A 22,352-nucleotide genomic window follows, 5' to 3' on the forward strand; every position below is an offset into this window, starting at 1 on the left:
TGCGCGAACACGTTCGCGCAGCAGGACAGCAAGACCGATCAATCGAATGAGGTGCCGGGAGGAACAGGCATCTTCGCATTGACCGCCAGGTCTTGAGAGACAGTTGCCTTGAAGGCAGCAGCCGGATTGTCCGGCGAGTGGAGGATGTCCGGTACTGGCGGAGCCGGCAGATATTCGGGAGAGAAAAAATGGCAGTTGAAGGGATTGGCGCCCGTGCCTTGCGCAAGGAAGACAAGCGCTTCATTACCGGCAAGGGCAAATACACCGACGATATGACCATGCCGGGCATGGGGTATGCTGCTTTCGTTCGCTCGCCGCACGCGCATGCAAAGGTCAAGGGGATCGATGCAAGTGCTGCTCTGGCAATGCCGGGTGTGGATGCGGTTCTGACCGGCGACCAATTGGTGGGTGATGGTATCGGCAACCTGATCTGTGGGTGGATGATCCATTCCAAGGATGGCTCGCCGATGAAGATGGGCGGCTGGCGCGCTCTGGAACCGGAAATTGTCCGCCATGTCGGGCAGGCCGTTGCCGTGGTTGTGGCCGATACGCAGGCTCAGGCACGTGATGCCGCTGACGCGGTTGTGGTTGATTATGAGGAATTGCCAGCCGTTATCGATCCGCTGGCGGCACTCGAAGCAGGTGCCCCACAGATACACCCGGAAGCCGAAGGCAACCTGATCTACGATTGGGAAATTGGCGACGAAGGTGCCACAAACGCGGCCTTCGAAAAGGCTGCTCATGTCACGCGCATGGAGATCCACAACAACCGCCTCGTTCCGAACGCGATGGAGCCGCGCGCAGCTCTCGCAGGTTACGATGCGGCCGAGGAGCACTATACGCTTTACACCACTTCGCAGAATCCACATGTGGCTCGCCTGGTGTTGTCGGCCTTCTACAACGTTGCTCCTGAAAACAAGCTGCGTGTGATTGCGCCTGATGTCGGCGGCGGCTTTGGTTCCAAGATCTACATCTACCCGGAAGAAATGGTCTGCCTGTGGGCGTCCAAACGTGTCGGTCGTCCGGTCAAGTGGGTGTCTGACCGGACCGAAGCCTTCCTGACGGATGCACATGGCCGCGACCATCGCTCTGAAGCGGAACTCGCGCTTGACGCGGACAACAAGATCCTGGGCCTCAGGGTCAAGACGATTGCCAATCTCGGCGCTTACATGTCGTTGTTCTCGTCTTCCGTGCCGACGTATCTCTACGCTACGCTTCTTTCGGGCCAGTACGACATTCCGGCTATCCACGCCAACGTGAAGACGGTCTACACCAACACCACACCGGTGGACGCCTATCGGGGCGCAGGCCGGCCGGAGGCGACCTATCTTCTGGAGCGGATTATGGAAACGGCAGCCCGTGAAGTGGGCTTGTCGCCGGCAGAGTTCCGTCGCAAGAACTTCATCCGCACGTTCCCGCATCAGACACCGGTGATCATGTGCTACGACGCAGGTGATTATGATGCGACGCTGGATGCAGCCCTGAAGGCCGCGGACTACGACGGCTTTGCCGCCCGCAAGGCGGAAGCAGCTTCCCGCGGCAAGCTGCGCGGTATTGGTCTGTCCTGCTACATCGAGGCGTGCGGTATTGCACCGTCCGCCGCGGTCGGTTCACTTGGTGCCGGTGTCGGTCTTTGGGAATCTGCCGAAGTGCGCGTAAACCCTGTCGGATCGATCGAGGTTCTGACGGGGTCGCACAGCCATGGTCAGGGACACGAGACAACCTTTGCCCAGCTGATCAGCGAACGTTTTGGCCTGGATACCAATGCGGTGTCCATTGTTCATGGCGATACCGACAAGGTTCAGTTCGGTATGGGAACCTACGGCTCGCGCTCCGGTGCGGTCGGCATGTCGGCAATCGTCAAGGCGCTCGACAAGGTCGAAGCCAAGGCGAAGAAGATTGCAGCTCACCTGATGGAAGCCTCCGAAGGAGACATCCAGATCGAAGGTGGCGAATTGAAAGTTGCCGGTACCGACAAGAAGCTGACCTTCACCGAGGTGGCTCTCGCTGCCTACACGGCGCACAACCTGCCTGAGGGCATGGAGCCGGGCCTGAAGGAGGGAGCCTTCTACGATCCGACCAACTTCACCTTCCCGGCAGGTACCTATGTCTGCGAAGTCGAAGTTGATCCGGATACGGGCAAGACGGAAGTGGTCAACTTCGTCGCGGCTGACGACTTCGGCAACATCATCAACCCGATGATCGTGGAAGGTCAGGTGCATGGCGGTATTACGCAGGGCATTGGCCAGGCACTTCTGGAAAATGCGTCCTACGACGAAAACGGCCAGCTGCTGACGGCGTCCTACATGGATTACTGCATGCCGCGTGCCGATGATGTGCCGTCCTACAATTTGTCGACGCATGTCACGGCCTGCCCGGGCAACCCGCTTGGCATGAAAGGTTGCGGCGAGGCCGGGGCTATCGGATCTCCGCCGGCAGTTATCAACGCGATCACGGATGCGATCGGGGACAACAGCCTGTCGATGCCGGCCTCTCCTGAAAAGGTCTGGGCGCTTTACCATGCAGGTGTGAAGCAGGCGGCCGAATAACGCCACAACGGGATTTTCGGGCGGGGCAACCCGCCCGCCATTGCACAGTTCGAAATCCGGGGAGACCCAGCATGTATGAAACGACGTATCACAAGGCCGGATCGGTAGCGGAAGCTGCTTCTCTGATGGCCAATGCCGATGACGGCAAATTCCTTGGCGGTGGCCAGACCTTGCTGCCAACCATGAAACAGCGGCTTGCCGCCCCCAGCGATCTGGTGGATGTCACCAAGATTGCGGACATGAAGGGGATCAGCGCAAACGGCGATGGTGTGACCATCGGCGCAGCAACGAGCCATTTCGAAGTCTCGACTTCCGATCTGGTGAAGCAGAAGCTTCCTGGACTGGCGTCACTCGCCGGTGGCATTGGTGACCCGGCGGTTCGTCATATGGGCACCATTGGCGGCTCGATTGCCAACAATGACCCGGCGGCCGACTATCCTGCTGCCCTGGTTGCGCTCGGTGCAACCGTTGTCACCAGCAAGCGGGAACTGGCAGCGGAAGAGTTCTTCACCGGCATGTTTGAAACCGCGCTTGATGAAGATGAAATCGTCGTCGCCGTCAAGTTTCCGGGGGCCGCCACCAGTGCCTATGCCAAATACCCGAACCCGGCATCGCGTTACGCCATGGCCGGTGTCTTCGTTGCCAAAGGCAACGATGGCTCCGTCAAGGTTGCGGTAACCGGAGCAGGGCAGGGCGGTGTCTTCCGCATGTCCGCCATGGAAACGGCGCTTGCAAGCAATTTCTCAGCCGATGCCGTCGCCGGCATAGCGCCCGACGCAGACGATCTTCTGTCAGACATTCACGGGTCTGCTGCTTATCGTGCGAACCTGGTTACCGTTATGGCAAAGCGTGCCGTCCAGAAGGCGTAACTGACCTCGTACTGATATGAGAATGGAAACCCGGCCGACACGCGGCCGGGTTTTTATTTTCCTGAGTGGGGAGTGGTCAGCTTCTCGATTGGGACACGAGCGCAGACAGTCGCACTGCTTGCTGCCAGGTTTTGTCAGAGTACCAGTATGGGCACTTCGGCTCCGGCTTCCAGCGCAGGTGCATAAGGTGGACGGACCACAAGTGCGCCGGATTTGGCGAGCAGGTTCAACATGGAACTGTCTTGCCGGGAAAACGGCGTGACGACCGGATCACCGTTTTCCGATTTGGAAAGCGTTGCCCTGACGTAGTCCTGCCTGCGATCGTTCTCGGGCAAAGGAGAGGCGAGTATGGCTCGTTGAGGTCCGGACTGTTCCGGCGTCTGACCGAGCATTGCCTGCATGAGTGGCTTCAGAAACAGCAAGCCGCATATAAGGCTCGAGACGGGGTTTCCAGGCAGACCAAGTACCTTGGTGCCGCCAAGACGGCCCGCCATCAATGGCTTGCCCGGACGCATTGCAATTCGCCAGAACGCCAGGTCCATGCCTTCCTGACCAAGGACACTTTGAACCAGATCGTGGTCGCCGACCGAGGCGCCCCCAAGCGTGACCAGAATGTCCGCCTTCTCGGTGATCGCACGCCTAACGTGGTTCGCAAGTGCCACCGGTTCGTCGGGTGATATTCCAAGGTCGAGAGGCTGACCGCCACAATCTTCCACGAGTGCGGCGATACCTGCGTGGTTCGAGGCGATTATCTGATCCGGTCCCGGTTCCGTTCCCGGGCGAACGAGTTCATCCCCGGTTGCGAGGATCGCAACCGTCGGTCTGCGGTGCACCGGCAGGACCGCGTGGTTCATCGCAGCGGCAAGGGCGAGATGCCGGTAGGCAAGTTTGAGCGGCGGTTGCAGAAGCACATCACCTTCGCAGAAGTCCAGGCCGGCCGGCCGGACGAATGCGCCCTTGGCCGGTTTCTCAAGAACGGTTATGCGCTCGCCTTCACGCTCTGCGTTTTCCTGGATCAGGATCGTGTCCGTACCGGCCGGCACAGGAGCACCGGTAAAGATCCTCACCGTTTCACCGGTGCCCACCGTTCCGGCAAAACCATGGCCGGCCGGTGCTTCGCCGACAACGGTCAAGGATGTTCGGGAAGCGGAAAGATCTTCATGACGAATGGCGTAGCCGTCCATCGCAGACGCTGCGAAAGGCGGTTGGGTTCGGGTGGAAACAAGGGGGGCGGACAGATATCTGCCGTTGGCGCCCTCGAGCGGAACATATTCCGTTTCAAGAGGTTTTACGCCGGAAAGGAGCTTCGTCAGCGCTTCGTCGACAGGCATCAGGCTCATCAGGTGCCACCCAGGCTGCCGTCCTTGTCGAGTGTCCAATGGCCGGATTTGCCACCGGATTTTTCGACCAGACGGATATCTCCGATGACCATGCCCCGGTCTACAGCCTTCGCCATGTCGTAGATCGTCAGGCAGGCCAGCGAGCATGCGGTCAAGGCTTCCATCTCGACACCTGTCTGGCCGCTGACCTTGGTTGTCGCTGTCACGATGAGGCCGGGAAGATCATCATCGGTATCGATGTCGATGGTCACCTTGGACAACATCAGTGGATGGCAGAGCGGTATCAGTTCGTGGGTTTTCTTGGCCGCCAGGATGCCGGCTATGCGTGCCGTGCCGATAACGTCGCCTTTCTTGGCGTTACCTGACCGAATGAGATCCAGGGTTTCAGTCCGCATGGTGACGGTTCCGCGCGCGACGGCAATCCGATGCGTTACGGACTTCTCGGATACGTCCACCATGTTGGCGGCCCCTGCCGCATCCAGATGGGTCAGTTTGGCGTCCTTGTTGGCCATGTCCGCCTAAACCGCTTCGGAGAGGGCCGGACGGGCCAGGAGCGTTCTGGTAGCCGAGGCAACGTCTTCCTGACGCATCAGGCTTTCACCGATCAGGAACGTTGAAATTCCCACCTTGTTCATTCGGGAAAGGTCGGCTGGGGTGAACAGGCCGCTTTCACCGACGATGATTCTGTCGTCCGGAATGCGCGGTGCAAGCTCTTCGCTTGTTTCCAGCCTGGTCTCGAATGTCTTGAGATTGCGGTTGTTGATACCGAGCAGACGAGACGACAGCTTGAGCGCACGCTCCAGTTCATCGGCGTCATGTACCTCGAGCAAGACATCCATTCCGAGTTCGAATGCGGTGTCTTCCAGTGCTTTGGCGGTGTCGTCATCAACAGCCGCCAGAATGATCAGGATGCAATCGCCACCCCAGGCTCTGGCTTCGTATACCTGGTAGGGATCGTAGAGGAAATCCTTGCGTAGCGCTGGAAGGGAAACAGCGTCACGTGCAGCAGCCAGAAATTCAGGCTTTCCCTGGAAGGAGGGCGTATCGGTCAGGACCGAAAGACAGGCTGCGCCACCTTCTTCGTAAGCCTTTGCCAGAAGAGGTGGATTGAAATCTTCCCGAATGAGCCCTTTCGAAGGGCTGGCCTTCTTGATTTCCGCAATGAGTGCGTACTCACCGTTATCGTGTTTGGCTTCGATCGCCTTGAGAAACCCGCGTGGAGCACTCGCGTCTTTGATGCGTGCCTTGAGTTCGTCGATCGAAACGGATGCCTTTGCAGCGACGATTTCCTCGCGCTTGTAGGCTTCGATCTTTTGAAGAATGTCTGCCATGTCTTACCCGTTCGATGCTGCGACAAGCTTTTCCAAAGTGTCGGCTGCGGATCCGCTGTCAATGGATTGCGCCGCCATCTCGACACCATCCTTCAAGGTTTCCACCTTGTCTGCTACCAGCAGGGAGGCCGCTGCATTGAACAGCACCACATCGCGATAGGCGTTCTTTGCTCCGGCGAGGACGTCGCGCAGGGCTTTCGCGTTTTCCGAGGGAAGTCCGCCCTTGAGATCTTTCGGATCGGAAACGGCAAGGCCGACATCTTCGGGTGAAATTTCAAATGAACGGATTGTCCCGTTCTTGAGTTCGGCAATAGCGGTTGGACCGGTTGTGGTAATTTCGTCCATTCCGTCGGACCCGTGGACGACCCAGGCCTTTTCGGACCCTAGTTCGCGAAGAGCTTCCGCAAGCGGCTCGACCCATTTACGGGCAAACACACCAACCATCTGGCGCTTCACGCCTGCGGGATTGGTCAATGGGCCAAGCAGATTGAAGATTGTTCGCGTGCCGAGTTCCATGCGGGTTGGACCCACGTGTTTCATGGCTGCATGGTGCAGCGGGGCGAACATGAAACCGATACCCGCCCTGTTGATGCAATCGGATATCTTCCTGGCATCGATATCGATGTTGACGCCAAGTTCGGCGAGCGCTTCTGCAGCGCCCGACTTGGAAGACAATGACCGGTTGCCGTGTTTGGCGACCGGTACACCGCTGCCGGCGACGACCAGGGCCGTGCACGTGGAAATGTTGTAGCTGCCGGAATTGTCGCCACCTGTTCCCACGATATCCATCGCGTTGGCCGGGGCCTTCACCGGGATCATCTTGGACCGCATGGTCGCGACCGCACCCGTGACTTCGGCAATGCTTTCGCCGCGTACACGCAAGGCCATCAGAAAGCCGCCAAGCTGCGATGGTGTTGCAGAGCCCGACAGGATCACCTCAAAGGCTTCGCGGGCTTCTTCAGGGCTCAAGGCGTGACCGTCTGACACCTTGGCGATGAAGTCCTTGAATGTGCTCATGTCGTCATTCCACTTTCAAACGGATCAATTCCGGTCCAGCCCGATCATCTGGGCGATACCGGCATTGTTTATCTCGACCCCTGCCTTGGTTTCCCGGTCGGAGATGAACTGGCCGAGCAACGTGTCCTGAATCTGCTGGGAAAGCTGCTGACCCAGAGCCGCTACTTGCGGTGCGTCGCTCTGGAAGTCCGGTACGTTGGAACCGCTCACCTTAAGCACGATCCGACCGTTGCCGTCGTTGGTTTCGGTGACCGCGCTTGTTCCAACGGGGCCGTTGAATACAGCCGAAACAGCTTCGCGGCCGAAATCCCCGGACGGCGTGTTGCGCTTCAGGTCAGTCGCGGACTTCACTTCCAGCCCGGTTTCTGCGGAAAGGGCGATAAACGGCGTGCCGCCTTCTACCTTGGCCAATAGGTCTGCCGCAGTGTCGCTCAAGCGTTTGCCGAGTTCATCCTGCTTCCAGGCGGCAATGACGTCATCGCGAACTTCGTCGAGGGTGCGTTCGCGCGACGGGATGACCTTTGCGACGTCATACCAGAGGAACCCTTGCTCACCGAGCTGAAGGACGTCGTTTTCGATGCCGATGTCGCTGTCGAACGTACCTGCTACAAGTCCCTCCGCATCAGGCAAGGTTACGGGTTTGCCGTCTTCGCCGTTTCCGGATGCATCAAAAGCTGACGGAGTTTCTACAGTCAGGGAGAAACGCTCGCCGACTTCATCCAGCAGAGCGCCGCCGGCCCGGGCATCCTCGACTTCGTCAAGCAGATCCAGAATTTCCCGTTCCGCTTGTTCCTTGGCGAGGCTCTGGACGATCTCGTCCTTCACGTCTTCGAAGGGTTTGGTACTTTCAGGAAGGATTTCCTCGACATTCAGAATGACAGTCGAGAACCTGCCTTCCACCGTACCGCTGGTGGCGCCTTCTTCCAGGCTGAAAGCGGCATCGCCGATAGCTTCATCGAGAAAGTCGGCCTTTGCCATGACGCCAAGGGCAACGTCGTTGTTGGCAAGGTTGCGGTCACTCATGAGTTCATCAAAGGTCTTGCCTTTCGCAATTTCTTCGGCAGCTTCTTCCGCAGCCTGTTGTGACGGGAAGGACATCTGGCGGATCTTGCGGCGTTCGGGCTGGAAGAAATCTTCCGACCGGCGCTCAAATTCAGCGCGGGCGTCTTCGTCGGAAATGTCATCCGGACGAGAGAGAGACGTCGGCGTAAGTGAGACGTATTTGATTTCACGGAACTCGGGTGCCCGGAAATTGTCCTTGTTCTCTTCGAAGTATGTTGTCAGGACACCTTCGGCCGGATCCTCGATGTCTCCGATGAATTCCGGTGTGACGACCAGGTAATCAACGCTTCGCGTTTCTCCCTGATAGGCGTCAAGAACTTCCAGATAGGCAATCGGCGCCTTCATGCTGCCGGCGAGGCCTTCTGCAAGCTGTGCACGCTCTGCAACCTTGCGGCGTTCGACGACATATTCGTCTTCCCGGTATCCGTTTGCCTGCAGAACCTGCTGCAGCCGGTTCTTGTCATACCTGCCGCCCAGTCCCTGAAAGGCAGGGTCGCTCTGGATAATGGTCGCCAGGCGTTCGTCCGAAACACCGAGTTTCATGTTTTGAGCGGTGTTGTTCATGGCCGCTTCGGCCACAAGGTTGCCCAGGGTTTGCTGCGGAACACCGAGGGTCGCACCTTCTGCCGGCGTCAGCGGCCGGCCGAACTGTTGAGCCAGCCGTCCGAGGTCCTGCCTGTAGGCCCGGTCAAAATCGAACAGGGAGACTTCCGTGTCACCGACCTTGGCGGCGGTGTTCTGGCCGACACCGGTCAAGAAACCGCTGATGCCCCAAACGGCGAAGCTAAAGATCAACAGAGCAATAAACAGTTTGGCAACCCAGGTGCCAGCGCCCTTGCGCAGCGCGTCAAGCATGACGACTCCCGTATTCTTCTTCGTTCCGGCAGCCGGCGTGACCGGCTGAATTCAGGACCGGCCTTGGCCGGAGCGGGCGGATCATAAAGACGCCGCGCCGCCGCCGCAAGGCGGCCTTTTACAAACTTCGGAAGCGATTTGGGTTTTCCCGTCCTCAGGGTGATTGCAACGCGTGTGCGCTTCTGCTCTATAGGCGGCAAATCAAGGATCATGCCGCGGGAGAAACTGAACATGAGCGCAGCGATCAAGCCGTTGGTTGCCGGTAACTGGAAAATGAACGGTCTGAAGGCAAGCCAGGCTGAAGTCTACAAGATGATCGCCGGCATCAGTGACGATCTGGCGGATTCGGTCGATGCGATGATTTGTGCGCCTGCAACGCTGATCGCAGCAATTGCGGAAAAGGCGGGCAGCGGTGCCCTGTCTGTAGGTGGTCAGGATTGCCATACCGCTGTTTCTGGTGCTCACACCGGTGATATTTCTGCTGAGATGCTTGCAGATGCCGGCGCAAAGGCCGTCATCGTCGGTCATTCCGAACGCCGGACGGATCACGCTGAAAGCGATGTTGATGTCAATGAAAAGGCTCGGGCAGCCTGGAGAGCCGGCCTTGTGGCGATTGTATGTGTCGGCGAGACAGAAGCCGAGCGCAAGGCAGGCCAGGCACTTGCTATTGTCGACCGCCAATTGAACGGATCGGTTCCGGATGGGGCGACTGCCGAAAACTGCGTGATTGCCTACGAGCCTGTCTGGGCGATCGGTACAGGTCTGACACCCACCGCAGGTGATGTTGAGGAAATCCACAAGGCAATGCGGGACAATCTTTCGGCAAGGTTCGGCGGGGAAGGAGCTTCCATGCGCCTTCTTTACGGCGGGTCTGTGAAACCTGGCAATGCGCGTGAGCTGATGTCTGTTGCCAATGTCGACGGCGCGCTTGTTGGCGGCGCCAGTCTCAAGGCTGAAGATTTCCTCGGCATACTTGCTGCTTATTCCTGAAGACACCGAATATATTGTGCCTGGCCTTGAAGCTTCTGTGTCGAAGGCGCAATTGAAGGGTGGAAAGCTGGCGGCGTCTGGTGTAGAAGGCCGCAAATCTTGAATTCAATGAAGAATGGCGTTCGATGGAAACCGTAGTCATCGTAATCCACTTGATGGTCGTCCTGGCCCTGGTGCTTGTTGTCCTCCTTCAGCGTTCCGAAGGCGGCGCGCTTGGCATTGGCGGCGGAGGCGGTGGTCTGATGTCCAGTCGTGGGACTGCGAATATCCTGACGCGTGCAACTGCCGTTCTGGCGGTCGCTTTCTTCGCTACATCGCTGACGCTCAGCCTCATTGCAAAGAATCAGGACCGGCCCGGTTCGATTCTTGATGCTGTTCCGACGGCAACCCAGGAAGTGCCTGCCACGACGGACGGCACGACCGAAGGCGGTTCAGGCGGTGTTCTCGATTCGTTGAAACAGCTGAACCAACAGCAACCTTCCGGACCTCAGGTCCCGGCCGCCCAGTAAGGCGGCCGAACGGGTCTTTTGGCCCATTCACCCGACATATGCCCTGCGGCTTAACTCGCAGGGCATTTTTATGTGTTGAGAACGCAACTCCCGAGTGGCCAAGGCGCCCTCGGCAAGGATATGGTATTGGTCCATGGCGCGATATATTTTCATCACTGGCGGCGTGGTCTCCTCGCTTGGAAAAGGTCTTGCTTCTGCAGCTCTGGGCGCATTGCTCCAGGCTCGCGGTTACAAGGTCCGTCTCCGCAAACTCGATCCCTACCTGAACGTCGATCCGGGCACCATGAGCCCGTATCAGCATGGCGAATGCTTTGTGACCGACGATGGTGCGGAAACAGACCTCGATCTCGGTCACTACGAACGGTTCACCGGTCGTCCTGCGAACCAGCAGGACAACATCACCACCGGGCGGATCTATCAGGACATCATCGCCAAGGAACGGCGCGGCGATTATCTGGGCGGAACCGTCCAGGTCATTCCGCACGTGACTGATGCGATCAAGAACTTCGTTCTGACCGGCAACGAGGACTACGATTTTGTTCTCGTCGAGATCGGCGGAACTGTGGGCGATATTGAAGGCCTGCCGTTCTTCGAGGCGATCCGCCAGCTTGGCAACGATCTTCCACGTGGCGACGTCGTCTATGTGCATCTGACCCTGATGCCCTACATTCCGAGCGCCGGTGAAATGAAGACCAAACCGACGCAGCACTCTGTGAAGGAACTGCGATCCATCGGTATCCAGCCGGATATCCTGATGATCCGTTGTGATCGCCCGATCCCGGAAACGGAAAAACGGAAGCTGTCGCTATTCTGTAACGTGCGCGAGAGCGCGGTCATTCCGGCCTATGATGTCAAGTCGATCTACGACGTGCCGGTCGCCTACCACAAGGAAGGATTGGACGACGAAGTTCTGGCTGCTTTCGGCATCAAGGGGGCGCCTGCACCGGTGCTCGATCGCTGGAACGGCATTTCCGAGGCGGTTGCCAATCCGGAAGGCGAGGTCAAGATCGCGATTGTCGGCAAGTACACCGTTCTGAAGGATGCCTACAAGTCGCTGATCGAAGCATTGGTCCATGGCGGTATCGCCAACCGGGTCAAGGTGAACCTTGAATGGATCGAATCGGAGACCTTCGAGAAGGAAGACCCGAGCCCTTATCTGGAAGGTGTTCACGGAATTCTGGTTCCCGGTGGTTTTGGGGAGCGGGGCGCCGAGGGCAAGATTGCTGCGGCACACTTCGCCCGAACCCGCAAGATCCCGTATTTCGGAATTTGTTTCGGCATGCAGATGGCGGTTCTGGAAGCGGCGCGCAATCTCGCCGGGATTGCCGAAGCCAATTCCACCGAGTTTGGCCCGGCGAAGGAACCTGTTGTCGGCCTGATGACCGAATGGACGAAAGGCAACCGCAAGGAAGTGCGCGACGCCGAAGGCGATCTGGGCGGTACGATGCGCCTTGGTGCCTATCCTGCTGCGCTCAAGGCCGGTTCCAAGATTGCTGAAATCTATGGAACGACCAGCATTTCGGAGCGTCATCGCCACCGGTATGAAGTCAACATCGGCTACCGTGATGAACTCGAGAAATGCGGACTGATTTTCGCCGGGACATCGCCAGACGGTGTTTTGCCGGAAACGGTCGAAATCGCCGATCATCCCTGGTTCGTCGGTGTTCAGTACCATCCGGAACTGAAGTCCCGTCCTTTCGATCCGCATCCGCTGTTTGCATCCTTCATAAGCGCAGCGATCCATCAGGGCCGTCTGGTCTGATCGGCCAAGGCGGGAAGGGGACAAGATAATGGTGCGCGGGCTCGATCACGTCGTTGTAGCGGTGAGGGATCTGGAGGCCGCGGGCCAGGCGTGGGCCGACCTCGGTTTCACGGTTACCCCCGAAAATCGCCATTCCTGGGGAACGGCCAACCGTTTGGTTCAGCTCGACGGGTTTTTCGTCGAGCTGTTGAGTGTTGCCGATCGGGATCTCATTTTCGAGGCTTCTAAAAAGGTTTTCTCGTTTGGGGCCTTCAACCGAGATTTCCTGTCCCGGCACGAAGGGGCCAGCATGCTGGTGCTGGACAGTTCCGATCCTGCGAAAGACAGGGACGATTTCAGCAAGGCAGGACTTGATCTCTACGAGCCGTTTTCCTTCGAGCGCACCGCCAATCTGGCGGATGGCGGCAAGGTGCAAGTTGCCTTCGACCTGACATTCGTGAGTGATGCACTTGCACCGGAGATCGGCTATTTCACCTGCAGGAATCGATTTCCCGAAAATTTCTGGAAAGAAGCCTTTCAGGATCATGCCAACGGCGCTTCAACGATAAAGACGGTCTATCTCGTTGCCGGCGATCCCTCGGATCATCACGAGTTTCTGGGTGGGTTCACTGGCCAGCGCGAAATGCGCGCCACCAGTCTGGGTCTGGAGCTCAAGACTGCTCGCGGGACAATCTCCGTGCTAACGCCATCTGCGTATGCGTCACTGGTCGGCGCGGACGCAGCTGCGCAAATTGCCGGTTCCCTGCCGCAGATTGTTGCTCTGGAAATCGGCTGCGAAGGATTGGATGAGCGCAAGATCGTGCCGGCGGGCCAGCTCAACGGGCTCACACTGATCCTGTCGCCAGTCGTCTCATAGAAGAAGTTCATTCTTTGTGAGATGGCTTGGCCGGTAGACGTACCACCCACGCTCTCCGGCTGGCTTTGCCGCACTTTATCGCATTCAGGATATTTGCCGGCGCATAAACCGTTGGGTGCGTTTCGTGGTTGACGTGCCGGGCAATGTATACGTGACTTTGAAAACGTTAAGGAATTTTTCCCGCCAAGACCACACGGCCTGGGCACAATTCACTTGTTGAATCAACCAGTCCTTTTATAGTGAACTCCAAATCATGCGCCTTGACCTGATGGTCGGACTGCGGAGTTCCCGAATGACTTTTTCGCCTTTTGCCTTTTTCCCTCGCAAACTAGCATTCGTTGCTGCAACCTCGGCTCTCCTGGCCGCGTGCTCCGACGACTCGCAAAAGGCCGCTCCGGCAGCGCCGCCACCATCGGTGACCGTTGCCAAGATCGCGTCCCAGGATATTCGCCAAAGCGCTCGTTTTGTCGGGCAGGTCGCCGCAATCGACCAGGTCGACCTCATGGCGCGCGTCAAAGGTTTCCTGGAAGAGAAAGCTGTGCCGGACGGCTCCGTCGTCAAGAAAGACGACCTGTTGTTCACGATTGAAAAAGCGCAGTATCAAGCTGCGCTGACGAAGGCCAAGGCTGATCTTGCAAGCGCGAAGGCAGACGCGGCACTGAAGGCTGCCGACGAGAAGCGTGACAGGGACCTCCGAGACAAGGGGCACCTCTCCGAGGCGGCTTACGAAGCGACCTTGGCGCAAAAGCAGCAAGCGGAAGCCTCGGTGGAAGCTGCGCAATCGTCTCTGCAGGAAGCGGAGCTCAATCTCAGTTACACCGACATTTCAGCACCTTTCGACGGCCAGCTCGGCAAGACCACCTACAGCGTTGGCGAGGTTGTCGGACCCACAACGAATTCACTGGCCAGCTTGATCAGTCTTGCTCCTGTCTACGTCAATTTTTCCGTCAGCGAGGCGCAGTACCTCAACGCGGTCAAGACACACGGGATAAACCCAGCCGATATCCAGCCGGATGAGTCTCCGGACCTGAAACTGGTTCTGCCAAACGGGCAGGACTACAATGAAAAGGGCAAAATCGTCTTCATCGACAATCAGGTCGATACGGCGACAGGCACCATCTCTTTCCGCGGACAATTCGACAACAAGGACATCCGCCTTATTTCCGGAACCTATGTGACGGTGGTTCTCGAAGCGCCGAAAACGGAAACGGCGCTGGTTGTGCCGCAGGCTGCCATTCAAAGGGACCAGGAAGGAGCGTTTGCGCTGGCAATCACATCGGACAAGAAGGTGGAACAGCGCTACGTGACACTGGGTCAGCAGGAAGGCACGAATTTCGTCGTCTCCAAAGGCCTGAAAGAAGGTGACGAGGTCATCATCGAAGGGTTGCAGAAAGTGCGCCCCGGCGTTGTCGTGAACCCGGTACTTGCTTCCAAGCCGGCGGAGAAAAGCTAAATGTTTTCACGCTTTTTTATCTACCGGCCGAAATTCGCGCTGGTCATTTCCATTGTTATCACTATTGCCGGTGTGCTCGGGTATCTGTCGCTTCCGGTTGAACAGTTTCCGAATATCACCCCGCCGGTCGTAAACGTTACGGCGACCTATACCGGCGCCAATGCCGAAGTGCTGGAAGAAACTGTTGCCGCCCCGATCGAAGGGCAGGTCAACGGCGTCGACGACATGATCTATATGCAGTCGACCAGTAACGACAGCGGCAACTATTCGCTCAACGTTACCTTCGCTGTCGGAACAGACCCGGACATTGCCACGGTTAACACGCAAAACCGGGTCAGTCAGGCCAACAGCCAGCTGCCAAGCGATGTGACCAACAATGGTGTGACCGTGCAGAAAGCCAGCACGAACATGTTGCTGGTCATTACACTGTTTTCGCCAAACGGCAGTTACGATCCGGTCTTCCTGTCAAACTATGCCTCGATCAATCTGAAGGATGCACTTGCCCGTGTGCCTGGGGTTGGTCTGGCAGACGTCATGACCGACTTCTCCTACGGCATGCGCATCTGGCTTGATCCGGACAGGTTGACCAGCCTGGGCATGACACCGACGGATTTCATCACCGCCGTACGTGACCAGAACATTCAGGTGGCTGCCGGTCAGATCGGCGCGCCTCCGGTTCCGGACGGACAGCAGTTCCAGTACACGATCAAGGCAAAGGGCCGTCTGGCCTCACCGGAAGAATTTGAGCAGATCGTTCTGCGAACCGGTGCAGACGGCGCAGTCGTAACGATTGGCGATGTTGCCCGCGTCGAGCTCGGTGCGCAGGTTTACAACGCCTCCGGTGAATACAACGGCAAGCCTTCTACGGTTCTGGCAATCTATCAGGCCCCAGGCGCGAACGCGCTTCAGGTATCGGAAAACGTGCTGGCTCGCCTCGATGAGCTGGCCAAGAATTTTCCGCCGGACATGCAGTACGGCGTTCCCTTCAACACCACGGATTTCGTTCAGGCTTCTCTCAACGACGTCATCACCACACTTTTCCTGACCTTCCTTCTGGTGGTGTCGGTGGTGTTCATCTTCCTTGGGAACTGGCGAGCGACAATCATTCCGACTGTTGCCATTCCAGTGTCGCTGATCGGCACGTTTGCCGTGCTGCTGGCACTTGGCATGACGCTCAACACGATTTCGCTGTTCGCGCTGGTGCTTGCCATCGGTATCGTTGTGGATGATGCCATCGTCGTCGTGGAAAACGTGGAACGCATCATTGCCGATGAAGGCTTGTCGCCGAAAGAAGCCACGACGAAGGCGATGGAACAGATCACCAGTCCGGTGATTGCCACGACGCTGGTGCTGCTGGCGGTGTTCGTTCCGACAATCTTCATGCCAGGCATTACCGGCCGTCTCTATTCCCAGTTCGCAGTTACCATCTCGGTCTCTGTGCTGATTTCCTCGATCAACGCCCTGACGCTGTCTCCGGCTCTCTGTGGCCTGATCCTGAAAGCTCGTTCAGGTCCGCCGCGCGGCATCATGGGGTTGTTTGACCGTGGCATCACCTCGGTACGCAACGGATATACCTCTGTTATTCGCCGCCTTGTTCGTTTCGCCGTGATAGGGCTTGCCGTTGTTGCAGGGGCAGTCGCCTTGATCGTGACACTCGGCGGAACACTGCCTCAGGGCTTTCTGCCTTCGGAAGACCAGGGCTACCTGATGGTCGACGTTCAGCTTCCCGATGGAGCGTCGCTGCAACGGACAGAGAACGTCACCAAGCAGGTGGTTGACCTGACCTCCAAAACGCCAGGTGTGGAAGACGTCGTCATCGTCAACGGCTACTCCATCCTGAACGGCGCAACGTCCTCGAATGCGGCGCTGGTGATTGCGACCATGAAGAACTGGGAAGACCGTCAGGCACCCGATCTTCGAATTGACGCGATCCTTGCAAAGTTCTGGGCGGAATTCTCGACTATTCCTGGTGCAAATATCATCGCCTTCAACCCTCCGCCGATTCCGGGCCTTGGCACGACCGGCGGTGTTCAGGTGATGCTGCAACAAACCGGTGGAGGTTCGCCGCAGGATTTGTCGTCGGCACTTGGGTCGTTGATTTATTCTGCAAATCAGAGTCCCGCGGTTGGGCGCGCCTACTCGACTTTCCGGGCCAATGTGCCTCAGGTCTTTATTGATCTTGATCGTGAAAAGGCCAAAACGCTCGGCATCAATGTGTCGGATGTGTTCACGACACTGCAGGCCTATCTGGGCTCGTACTATATCAACGACTTCAACATCTTCGGCCGGGTCTACAAGGTGATGATCCAGGCGGAAGGCAAGTTCCGCGATCGGGTGGAGGATATCGGTGCACTGTATGTGCGGTCGAGCGACGGCACCATGGTGCCCATGCGAAGCATTCTGACGACACAGAATGTCCTCGGTCCGCAGATTCTGACCCGCTACAACATGTTCCGTGCCGCCGCCGTGATGGCTGATCCGGCACCAGGAGCCTCAACAGGTGTTGTCATCAACGAAGTCAATGCCGCAGGGGCTGAAGCCCTTCCGGACGGGTATTCTCTCGAGTGGACCGGTACAGCACTGCAGCAGCTCGGATCGGGGCAGATCGTTCTGTTCATCCTGCTTTTGTCGATCTTGTTCACATACCTCTTCCTGGTCGCTCAATATGAGAGTTGGACGATGCCGATCGCGATCTTGATGTCGGTGTCGTTTGCAATCCTCGGGGCGCTTGTTGCTGTCTTTGCGACTGGGGGGGATGTCAACCTCTACACGCAGATCGGCATGATCATGCTTGTCGGGATGGGCGCCAAGAATGCCATCCTCATCGTCGAGTTTGCGATGGAGCAAAGGGCCGATGGCAAATCGATCAAGGATGCTGCAGTAGAAGCGGCTCATCTTCGGTTCAGGGCGGTCATGATGACGGCCTTGTCGTTCTTGCTGGGGGTCGTGCCTTTGATGACGGCATCAAGTGCTGGTGCGGCCAGTCAGAAAGCCATTGGCTTCGCGGTGTTCGGTGGCATGCTGTTTGCGACCTGCATCGGCATTCTCATGATCCCGATTCTTTATGTGAACATGCAGACCATGCGTGAAACCGTCAAAAGCTGGTTTGGTGGAAAAGGAAAAACCCAGACGGAACAGGAGCCTGTTGCGTCCTGATCTGAGAAAATTTTCAATACGCAAACGGTTTTGCGTTGTTTGAATCTTACCTAAGGTTAGTTTTGCCGGGCGATCCAGATGGGTTGTCCGGCTTTGCTTTTAGGTCAAATGCCAGCAAGTTCTCAGGTCCCGGGATTGCGAACTTGGATAGTGAAAACACAGATCTCGTCCACCGTGCGGCGAGCAAGCGGCAGATACTACAAGCTTAAAATTTTTAAGGGTAAGCTTTTGGAAATATTGGTGAGCCGACAGGGGTTCGAACCCTGGACCTACTGATTAAAAGTCAGTTGCTCTACCAGCTGAGCTATCGGCTCTCACCAATTTCCGAAGCGGTTCAGTGCGTTGTTGCAGCGCCACCGCGTTGGTGGCGTGTGTTTAGGCCGACCTTGAGGACAATGCAAGAGGCAAAATCGATTTTTTCAACAGGGTAGGAAAAAACAGCGTTGTTCAGTGGTCACTGTTGAAAACACACAACCAAAATTGGGAAATGGTGAATTCTCGCACATGTTATTAGCAACAACGGCTCTGCGATTGATAGTAATATCAAGTACAGTTGATTTTACTCTTTTTAACTCTAGTTGCTAATTTTCGCTTCTAAGAAAATAACGATCATTCTCCTGCGAAAACTGTCAGGTAGCGCAATAAAGCTATGTGAGGTAACGTTATCAGGCACATGAGAGGTTACATGCACACAACGACAATCGACACCCACACGAGCTCCGTCGAGTTCGATTTCGTGAAGGGGCACATCGCGGCGACGATGACGCTGATTCACGGATTGATCGACCAGGGCTTGATCGACCGGGAACGGCTCGACCTGTTTTTCGCGTCGTTTATCGGAGACCTTCCGCATAGCCGGGAAACGCTCGGCTTGCGTCTCATCCTTGACCAGTGGCGGCAGGGCCTTCGCGACGGTGATGCCGAAGAAGAGCTAAAGGGGAAGCTCTTTGAGGTGATCCGGGGAGGGCGAAACAACTGACGTTGTCTGGAGTATGGCCGGTCCAGGGGTTGGGGACCGTGGCATATTCTCGTCCGTAGCATTTGTTCAATCGAAATTTGTTCTGATCAGAAATTTTTTCAAAGTGTTTGCGCTATCGGTCCGGTCATGGGCTCGGTAACTTGTGTTTGAACCGATCGTCCCGAACTGGTGTTGACGCGTCGCCTCTGCTATCCCTTCGACATTGCGTAATCTTGCGGGTGCCTCGGCAGCCAGATGTGCAAGAGTCGCACTGCAGCGCCTGATGCTGGGTTGTTGCGGTCGGTGTGTAGCCGAGTTGTTGAAGGATACCGCCATATTTGTCGGCGGCAGAAGGGCGGAACATTTGGCAAAGTCTCTGGAGACCCTCGTTGCAGCGCAGTCCTTTACGCGCCAGTTGACCGGTTCCATTACCGCATGCAGCCGTCGTACCGCCCTTCTGGGAGCGGGATTGCTGGTGTTGAGCGGTGCAATCGCTGGCGCGCGTGCGGATGAACAGCATTTCATCACGATAGGCACTGGCGGCGTTACCGGCGTCTATTATCCGTCCGGCGGGGCGACTTGCAAGATCGTCAACATGACACGCGCCGACCACGGCGTTCGTTGCTCAGTCGAAACCACGCTGGGGTCGATTGCCAATATCGAAAAGATTCGTTCCGGTGAAATCGATTTTGGTTATGTGCAGTCCGACTGGCAGCACCACGCTTTTCTCGGGAGCTCTGCCTTTGAAAAGGCCGGGCCGTTCGACGAACTTCGCTCCATCTTTTCACTTCATGCCGAAGTCGCAACGATCGTCGTTCGAGAAGAATCTTCCTATCGGGTCTTCGACGATTTGAAAGAGGCAAAGATAAATATCGGCAGCAAGGGGTCGGGGTCTGCAGCTTCCTGGAACGCTCTGATCAGCGGCCTTGGCTGGACGCAGAGCGATCAGGAAGATCTTGAAGAGCTCAAGACATCGGAACTGTCTGAAGCGCTTTGTTCAGGCAGAATTGATGCCTATTTCGAATTGATTGGTCATCCGGCTGCGTTGATCGAGGAAACTCTGGCTCGTTGCGATATTCGCCTGATTGGTATCGATGGCGAGGCAGTTGATGAGCTTTTGAAAGAAGTTCCCTACTACATGCCGGCCGACATCCCTGCGGGCCTTTACGGTCTTTCGCAGCCAGTGGACTCCTTCGGCGTTGTCGCGACCTTCGTAACGTCTGCGCGCATGCCGGAACCGATCGTGACAACACTCGTCGAAGCGGTTTTCGAAAATTTCGACAGCTTCAAGCGTCTGCATCCTGCACTTGGTCGCCTGACAGAAAATGACCTGGTTGCCTACAGGATGCCGGCGCCGCTACATCCTGGCGCATTGACCTATTTCCAGGAAAAAGGCCTAGTGCCCGCAACCGCACCGGCAAAGGCAAACTGACCGGTGTTCACAGCTCTCCAAATGGTGAGCACCTTGTGTCTTTGGTCAAAGCAGGGAAGCGGCTAATAAGGTCGCTCCGAGGCTCGCCGGATTGCCGGTGGGCTGCCTGAACAACCGGAATGTCGAATGATCCAGGAAGTCACCATCATAGGCGCCGCGCTTGCCGGTGTCCTATCCTTTGTCTCGCCTTGCGTCCTGCCGTTGGTGCCTCCTTACCTGGGGTTCCTTGCGGGCGTTTCGCTGGAGCAATTATCAGGTGAAGCAGAAGACAGCACGGCCGCATCGCGCCGGGTGTTTCTGAGCGCGCTGTTCTTTGTGCTTGGTTTTTCAACCGTGTTCGTTTTGCTGGGGGCGACTGCCAGTTTTCTTGGCCAGTTCATTCGCGCCTATCTCGATTACCTGAGCTATATCGCCGGCGCCGCGATCATCGTCATGGGGCTGCATTTCCTTGGCGTGTTCCGCATAGGCCTGCTTTACAAGGAAGCACGTGTTCACGTGGAGAAAAAGCCTGCAGGTCCACTTGGCGCCTATGTCATCGGTCTTGCCTTCGGCTTTGGCTGGACACCATGTGTCGGCCCAATTCTGGCTGCCATTCTGTTTGTCGCCGGCGGAAAAGAAACGGTGGGGCAGGGAGCCTTGCTCTTGAGCGCCTATGCACTCGGCCTCGGCATCCCGTTCCTGATTGCAGCGCTTTTCGCTTCGCCGTTTCTCAAGTTCATGCGGCGGTTCCGCAAGCACATGGGTGTCGTCGAAAAGACCATGGGAGGCGTTCTCGTATTGACCGGGGTCATGTTTCTGACCGGGCAGATGGCGGTCCTGTCCTATTGGCTCCTGGAAACGTTCCCCGCGCTTCAGACCATCGGGTAAACGCAGCGCCAAGGTTCTTCGTCTTGGCGCATTTCATCAACCGACTGAAATCTACCTAGTTCAGGTTGCCTTAAAACGCCGTGTCGCGAAATTCCGCAGCAGTCACGAGCGGATCGCCCGCGAACAGGGCCGGGTGACAGAGCTCGGTCACATCCAAAAGGTGAAGACACGCAACGGCAGCGTCCGCCGCATTGGCAAACGGGCCGACCATCAGGGCTATACCGCCTTGAGGCGTATTTCGTTCCATCAGGAGCGGGCGAAGGTCACGCATGCGTTCCGCATTTTGATTCTTGAAATCGGCCCAGGCTTTTGCTGCTGCTGCAGTTGAGCTGTAGTGACCGATAATCGCCCCGAAATCGCTTCGCTTCAGTTTGCTGTCACCGCCACCGCGAAGCCGTCCGGCGGGACTGGAAGGCGTGATAACCGCAGGTCGACTTGTCGTCTGGGTAGGTGTTGCGTCGAACGGCTCCGGCAAGGGCGGTGTAGAAGGCGTATTGTCTTCAACGGCCAAGGGGATTGAACCTGTCGCTTGGGGTTCGCCACCTGGTGCGGGCAGATCTACCCTTGGCAGGTCGACAATCCGGACCGGTTCGGCAGAATTGAAACTTCGGTTAGGTGCGTCGACTGGAGCGGTTCCGGAATCGATGCTGACCATCCGGGGGGGCGCCTTGGGGACGTCAAGGGCAGGCGTTGAAACCTTATTCTTGGTGTCCGCCTGATCTGGTGCCGCAGAAGTCGTCTGGTTCGGCTTTGAAACAACGAGTTTTGCTTTAGGCGACGCTACGGGGACGGGAAGTGGTTTCTCCGCTTTTTCCGTCATTTCAGTGCGGACGATGCCCGGGCTTGGTTCCACTGGTTGGCCGCTGTCTCTGTCAGTATTCTCCGCTTCAGAGAGCCTGGAAAAAGCGGCTTCCTTCTCCAGTGCTGCGATGCGGCGCGAATATGCAAGATTTTGTTCGGCAAGTGCGCTAAGGCGTCGACGCAACCCGACGATTTCTTTCTGCAGCACAGAGATCTGGCTCTGGTCCAGACCGGGAAGGGGGGCGTGATCGCTTTCTTCCGGCAACTGCATGACTTCTACCGGCACCCCTCTGCCGGAAGATGACGTGATGGAGGCCGTTGACCCCACGCTTCCGACCGGGGGAAGGGCTAGTCCCGTCGGGAAATCGAACTTCGGTGTGAATTGCCCGTGGGCGTTGCTGAACTGATAGGAAGCAAGGCCGACAGTTCCCATGCAAACGGCCGCAAATGCCCAGGAAAGCAGGCCGACACGCGAAGGCGTGAACGTATCCCGGACAACGTCCCGAACAGATTTTTGTGCCTTCCGTTTTGCCAAAAGTCCTGCT

At 57.2% G+C, this 22,352-nt stretch carries 17 protein-coding genes and 1 tRNA gene; 11 read left to right on the plus strand and 7 right to left on the minus strand.

The annotated features are described in order from the left end of the window. The first annotated feature begins 188 nt into the window (after positions 1 to 188). Positions 189 to 2,549, plus strand: a complete 2,361-nt coding sequence (locus FIV03_RS19895) for a xanthine dehydrogenase family protein molybdopterin-binding subunit (protein WP_022998541.1) — start codon at positions 189 to 191, stop codon at positions 2,547 to 2,549. A gap of 71 nt (positions 2,550 to 2,620) precedes the next feature. Next, positions 2,621 to 3,418 (plus strand): xanthine dehydrogenase family protein subunit M, encoded by a 798-nt coding sequence (locus FIV03_RS19900; protein ID WP_152510711.1) that lies wholly within the window; start codon positions 2,621 to 2,623, stop codon positions 3,416 to 3,418. A 134-nt stretch (positions 3,419 to 3,552) separates the two neighbouring features. On the opposite strand, the gene glp is transcribed toward FIV03_RS19900, so the two are convergent. The 5 genes from glp to FIV03_RS19925 are packed head-to-tail and all read right to left on the minus strand — an operon-like array spanning position 3,553 to position 9,023. Next, positions 3,553 to 4,758: a gephyrin-like molybdotransferase Glp gene (glp, locus tag FIV03_RS19905; RefSeq protein ID WP_152510712.1), complete on the minus strand. Its 1,206-nt coding sequence runs from the start codon at positions 4,756 to 4,758 to the stop codon at positions 3,553 to 3,555. Beyond that, a complete protein-coding gene (moaC, locus tag FIV03_RS19910) occupies positions 4,758 to 5,270 on the minus strand; it encodes a cyclic pyranopterin monophosphate synthase MoaC (protein ID WP_152510713.1) in 513 nt (170 codons plus the stop codon). Before moaC ends, glp begins: the two co-directional genes overlap by 1 nt. 6 nt (positions 5,271 to 5,276) lie before the next feature. Further along, positions 5,277 to 6,089 carry an indole-3-glycerol phosphate synthase TrpC gene (trpC, locus tag FIV03_RS19915; RefSeq protein ID WP_152510714.1) on the minus strand — a complete coding sequence of 271 codons (813 nt, stop codon included), beginning with the start codon at positions 6,087 to 6,089 and terminating at the stop codon, positions 5,277 to 5,279. Positions 6,090 to 6,092: 3 nt separating this feature from the next. Beyond that, positions 6,093 to 7,106, minus strand: a complete 1,014-nt coding sequence (gene trpD / locus FIV03_RS19920; protein WP_152510715.1) for an anthranilate phosphoribosyltransferase — start codon at positions 7,104 to 7,106, stop codon at positions 6,093 to 6,095. A gap of 24 nt (positions 7,107 to 7,130) precedes the next feature. Then, a complete protein-coding gene (locus FIV03_RS19925; RefSeq protein ID WP_152510716.1) occupies positions 7,131 to 9,023 on the minus strand; it encodes a peptidylprolyl isomerase in 1,893 nt (630 codons plus the stop codon). Positions 9,024 to 9,254: 231 nt separating this feature from the next. On the opposite strand from FIV03_RS19925, the gene tpiA reads away from it, so the two are divergent. The 6 genes from tpiA to FIV03_RS19955 all read left to right on the plus strand — a co-directional run bounded on the left by tpiA (position 9,255) and on the right by FIV03_RS19955 (position 17,749). Beyond that, a complete protein-coding gene (gene tpiA / locus FIV03_RS19930) occupies positions 9,255 to 10,013 on the plus strand; it encodes a triose-phosphate isomerase (protein WP_152510717.1) in 759 nt (252 codons plus the stop codon). 125 nt (positions 10,014 to 10,138) lie between these two features. Beyond that, entirely contained in the window at positions 10,139 to 10,522 is a 384-nt protein-coding gene (gene secG, locus FIV03_RS19935) for a preprotein translocase subunit SecG (RefSeq protein WP_006934575.1), read from the plus strand. 133 nt (positions 10,523 to 10,655) lie between these two features. Next, positions 10,656 to 12,284: a CTP synthase gene (locus FIV03_RS19940; protein WP_152510718.1), complete on the plus strand. Its 1,629-nt coding sequence runs from the start codon at positions 10,656 to 10,658 to the stop codon at positions 12,282 to 12,284. Between the two features lie 28 nt (positions 12,285 to 12,312). Further along, complete coding sequence (locus FIV03_RS19945) at positions 12,313 to 13,140, plus strand: VOC family protein (protein WP_152510719.1); 828 nt, start codon at positions 12,313 to 12,315, stop codon at positions 13,138 to 13,140. Between the two features lie 292 nt (positions 13,141 to 13,432). After that, positions 13,433 to 14,593 carry an efflux RND transporter periplasmic adaptor subunit gene (locus FIV03_RS19950; protein WP_209009721.1) on the plus strand — a complete coding sequence of 387 codons (1,161 nt, stop codon included), beginning with the start codon at positions 13,433 to 13,435 and terminating at the stop codon, positions 14,591 to 14,593. Then, positions 14,594 to 17,749, plus strand: coding sequence for a multidrug efflux RND transporter permease subunit (locus tag FIV03_RS19955; RefSeq protein ID WP_152510721.1), 3,156 nt, complete (start codon positions 14,594 to 14,596; stop codon positions 17,747 to 17,749). A gap of 238 nt (positions 17,750 to 17,987) precedes the next feature. Here the strand turns inward: FIV03_RS19955 and FIV03_RS19960 are convergent. Beyond that, a tRNA-Lys gene (locus FIV03_RS19960) sits at positions 17,988 to 18,063 on the minus strand. A 371-nt stretch (positions 18,064 to 18,434) separates the two neighbouring features. Here FIV03_RS19960 and FIV03_RS19965 point away from each other — a divergent pair. From FIV03_RS19965 to FIV03_RS19975, 3 genes are all read left to right on the plus strand, one after another. Then, the gene (locus FIV03_RS19965) at positions 18,435 to 18,728 is read left to right on the plus strand and encodes a hypothetical protein (protein ID WP_031268452.1); all 294 of its coding nucleotides are present in this window, start codon (positions 18,435 to 18,437) and stop codon (positions 18,726 to 18,728) included. A gap of 343 nt (positions 18,729 to 19,071) precedes the next feature. Then, positions 19,072 to 20,139 (plus strand): TAXI family TRAP transporter solute-binding subunit, encoded by a 1,068-nt coding sequence (locus FIV03_RS19970; protein ID WP_286202210.1) that lies wholly within the window; start codon positions 19,072 to 19,074, stop codon positions 20,137 to 20,139. A 126-nt stretch (positions 20,140 to 20,265) separates the two neighbouring features. Continuing rightward, positions 20,266 to 21,006: a cytochrome c biogenesis protein CcdA gene (locus FIV03_RS19975; protein WP_022998556.1), complete on the plus strand. Its 741-nt coding sequence runs from the start codon at positions 20,266 to 20,268 to the stop codon at positions 21,004 to 21,006. A gap of 70 nt (positions 21,007 to 21,076) precedes the next feature. Here the strand turns inward: FIV03_RS19975 and FIV03_RS19980 are convergent, their stop codons facing one another. Then, positions 21,077 to 22,015 (minus strand): hypothetical protein, encoded by a 939-nt coding sequence (locus FIV03_RS19980; RefSeq protein WP_152510723.1) that lies wholly within the window; start codon positions 22,013 to 22,015, stop codon positions 21,077 to 21,079. Positions 22,016 to 22,352 lie beyond the last annotated feature (337 nt).

This window comes from Labrenzia sp. THAF187b (genome assembly GCF_009363375.1).
GTDB lineage: Bacteria > Pseudomonadota > Alphaproteobacteria > Rhizobiales > Stappiaceae > Roseibium > Roseibium algicola.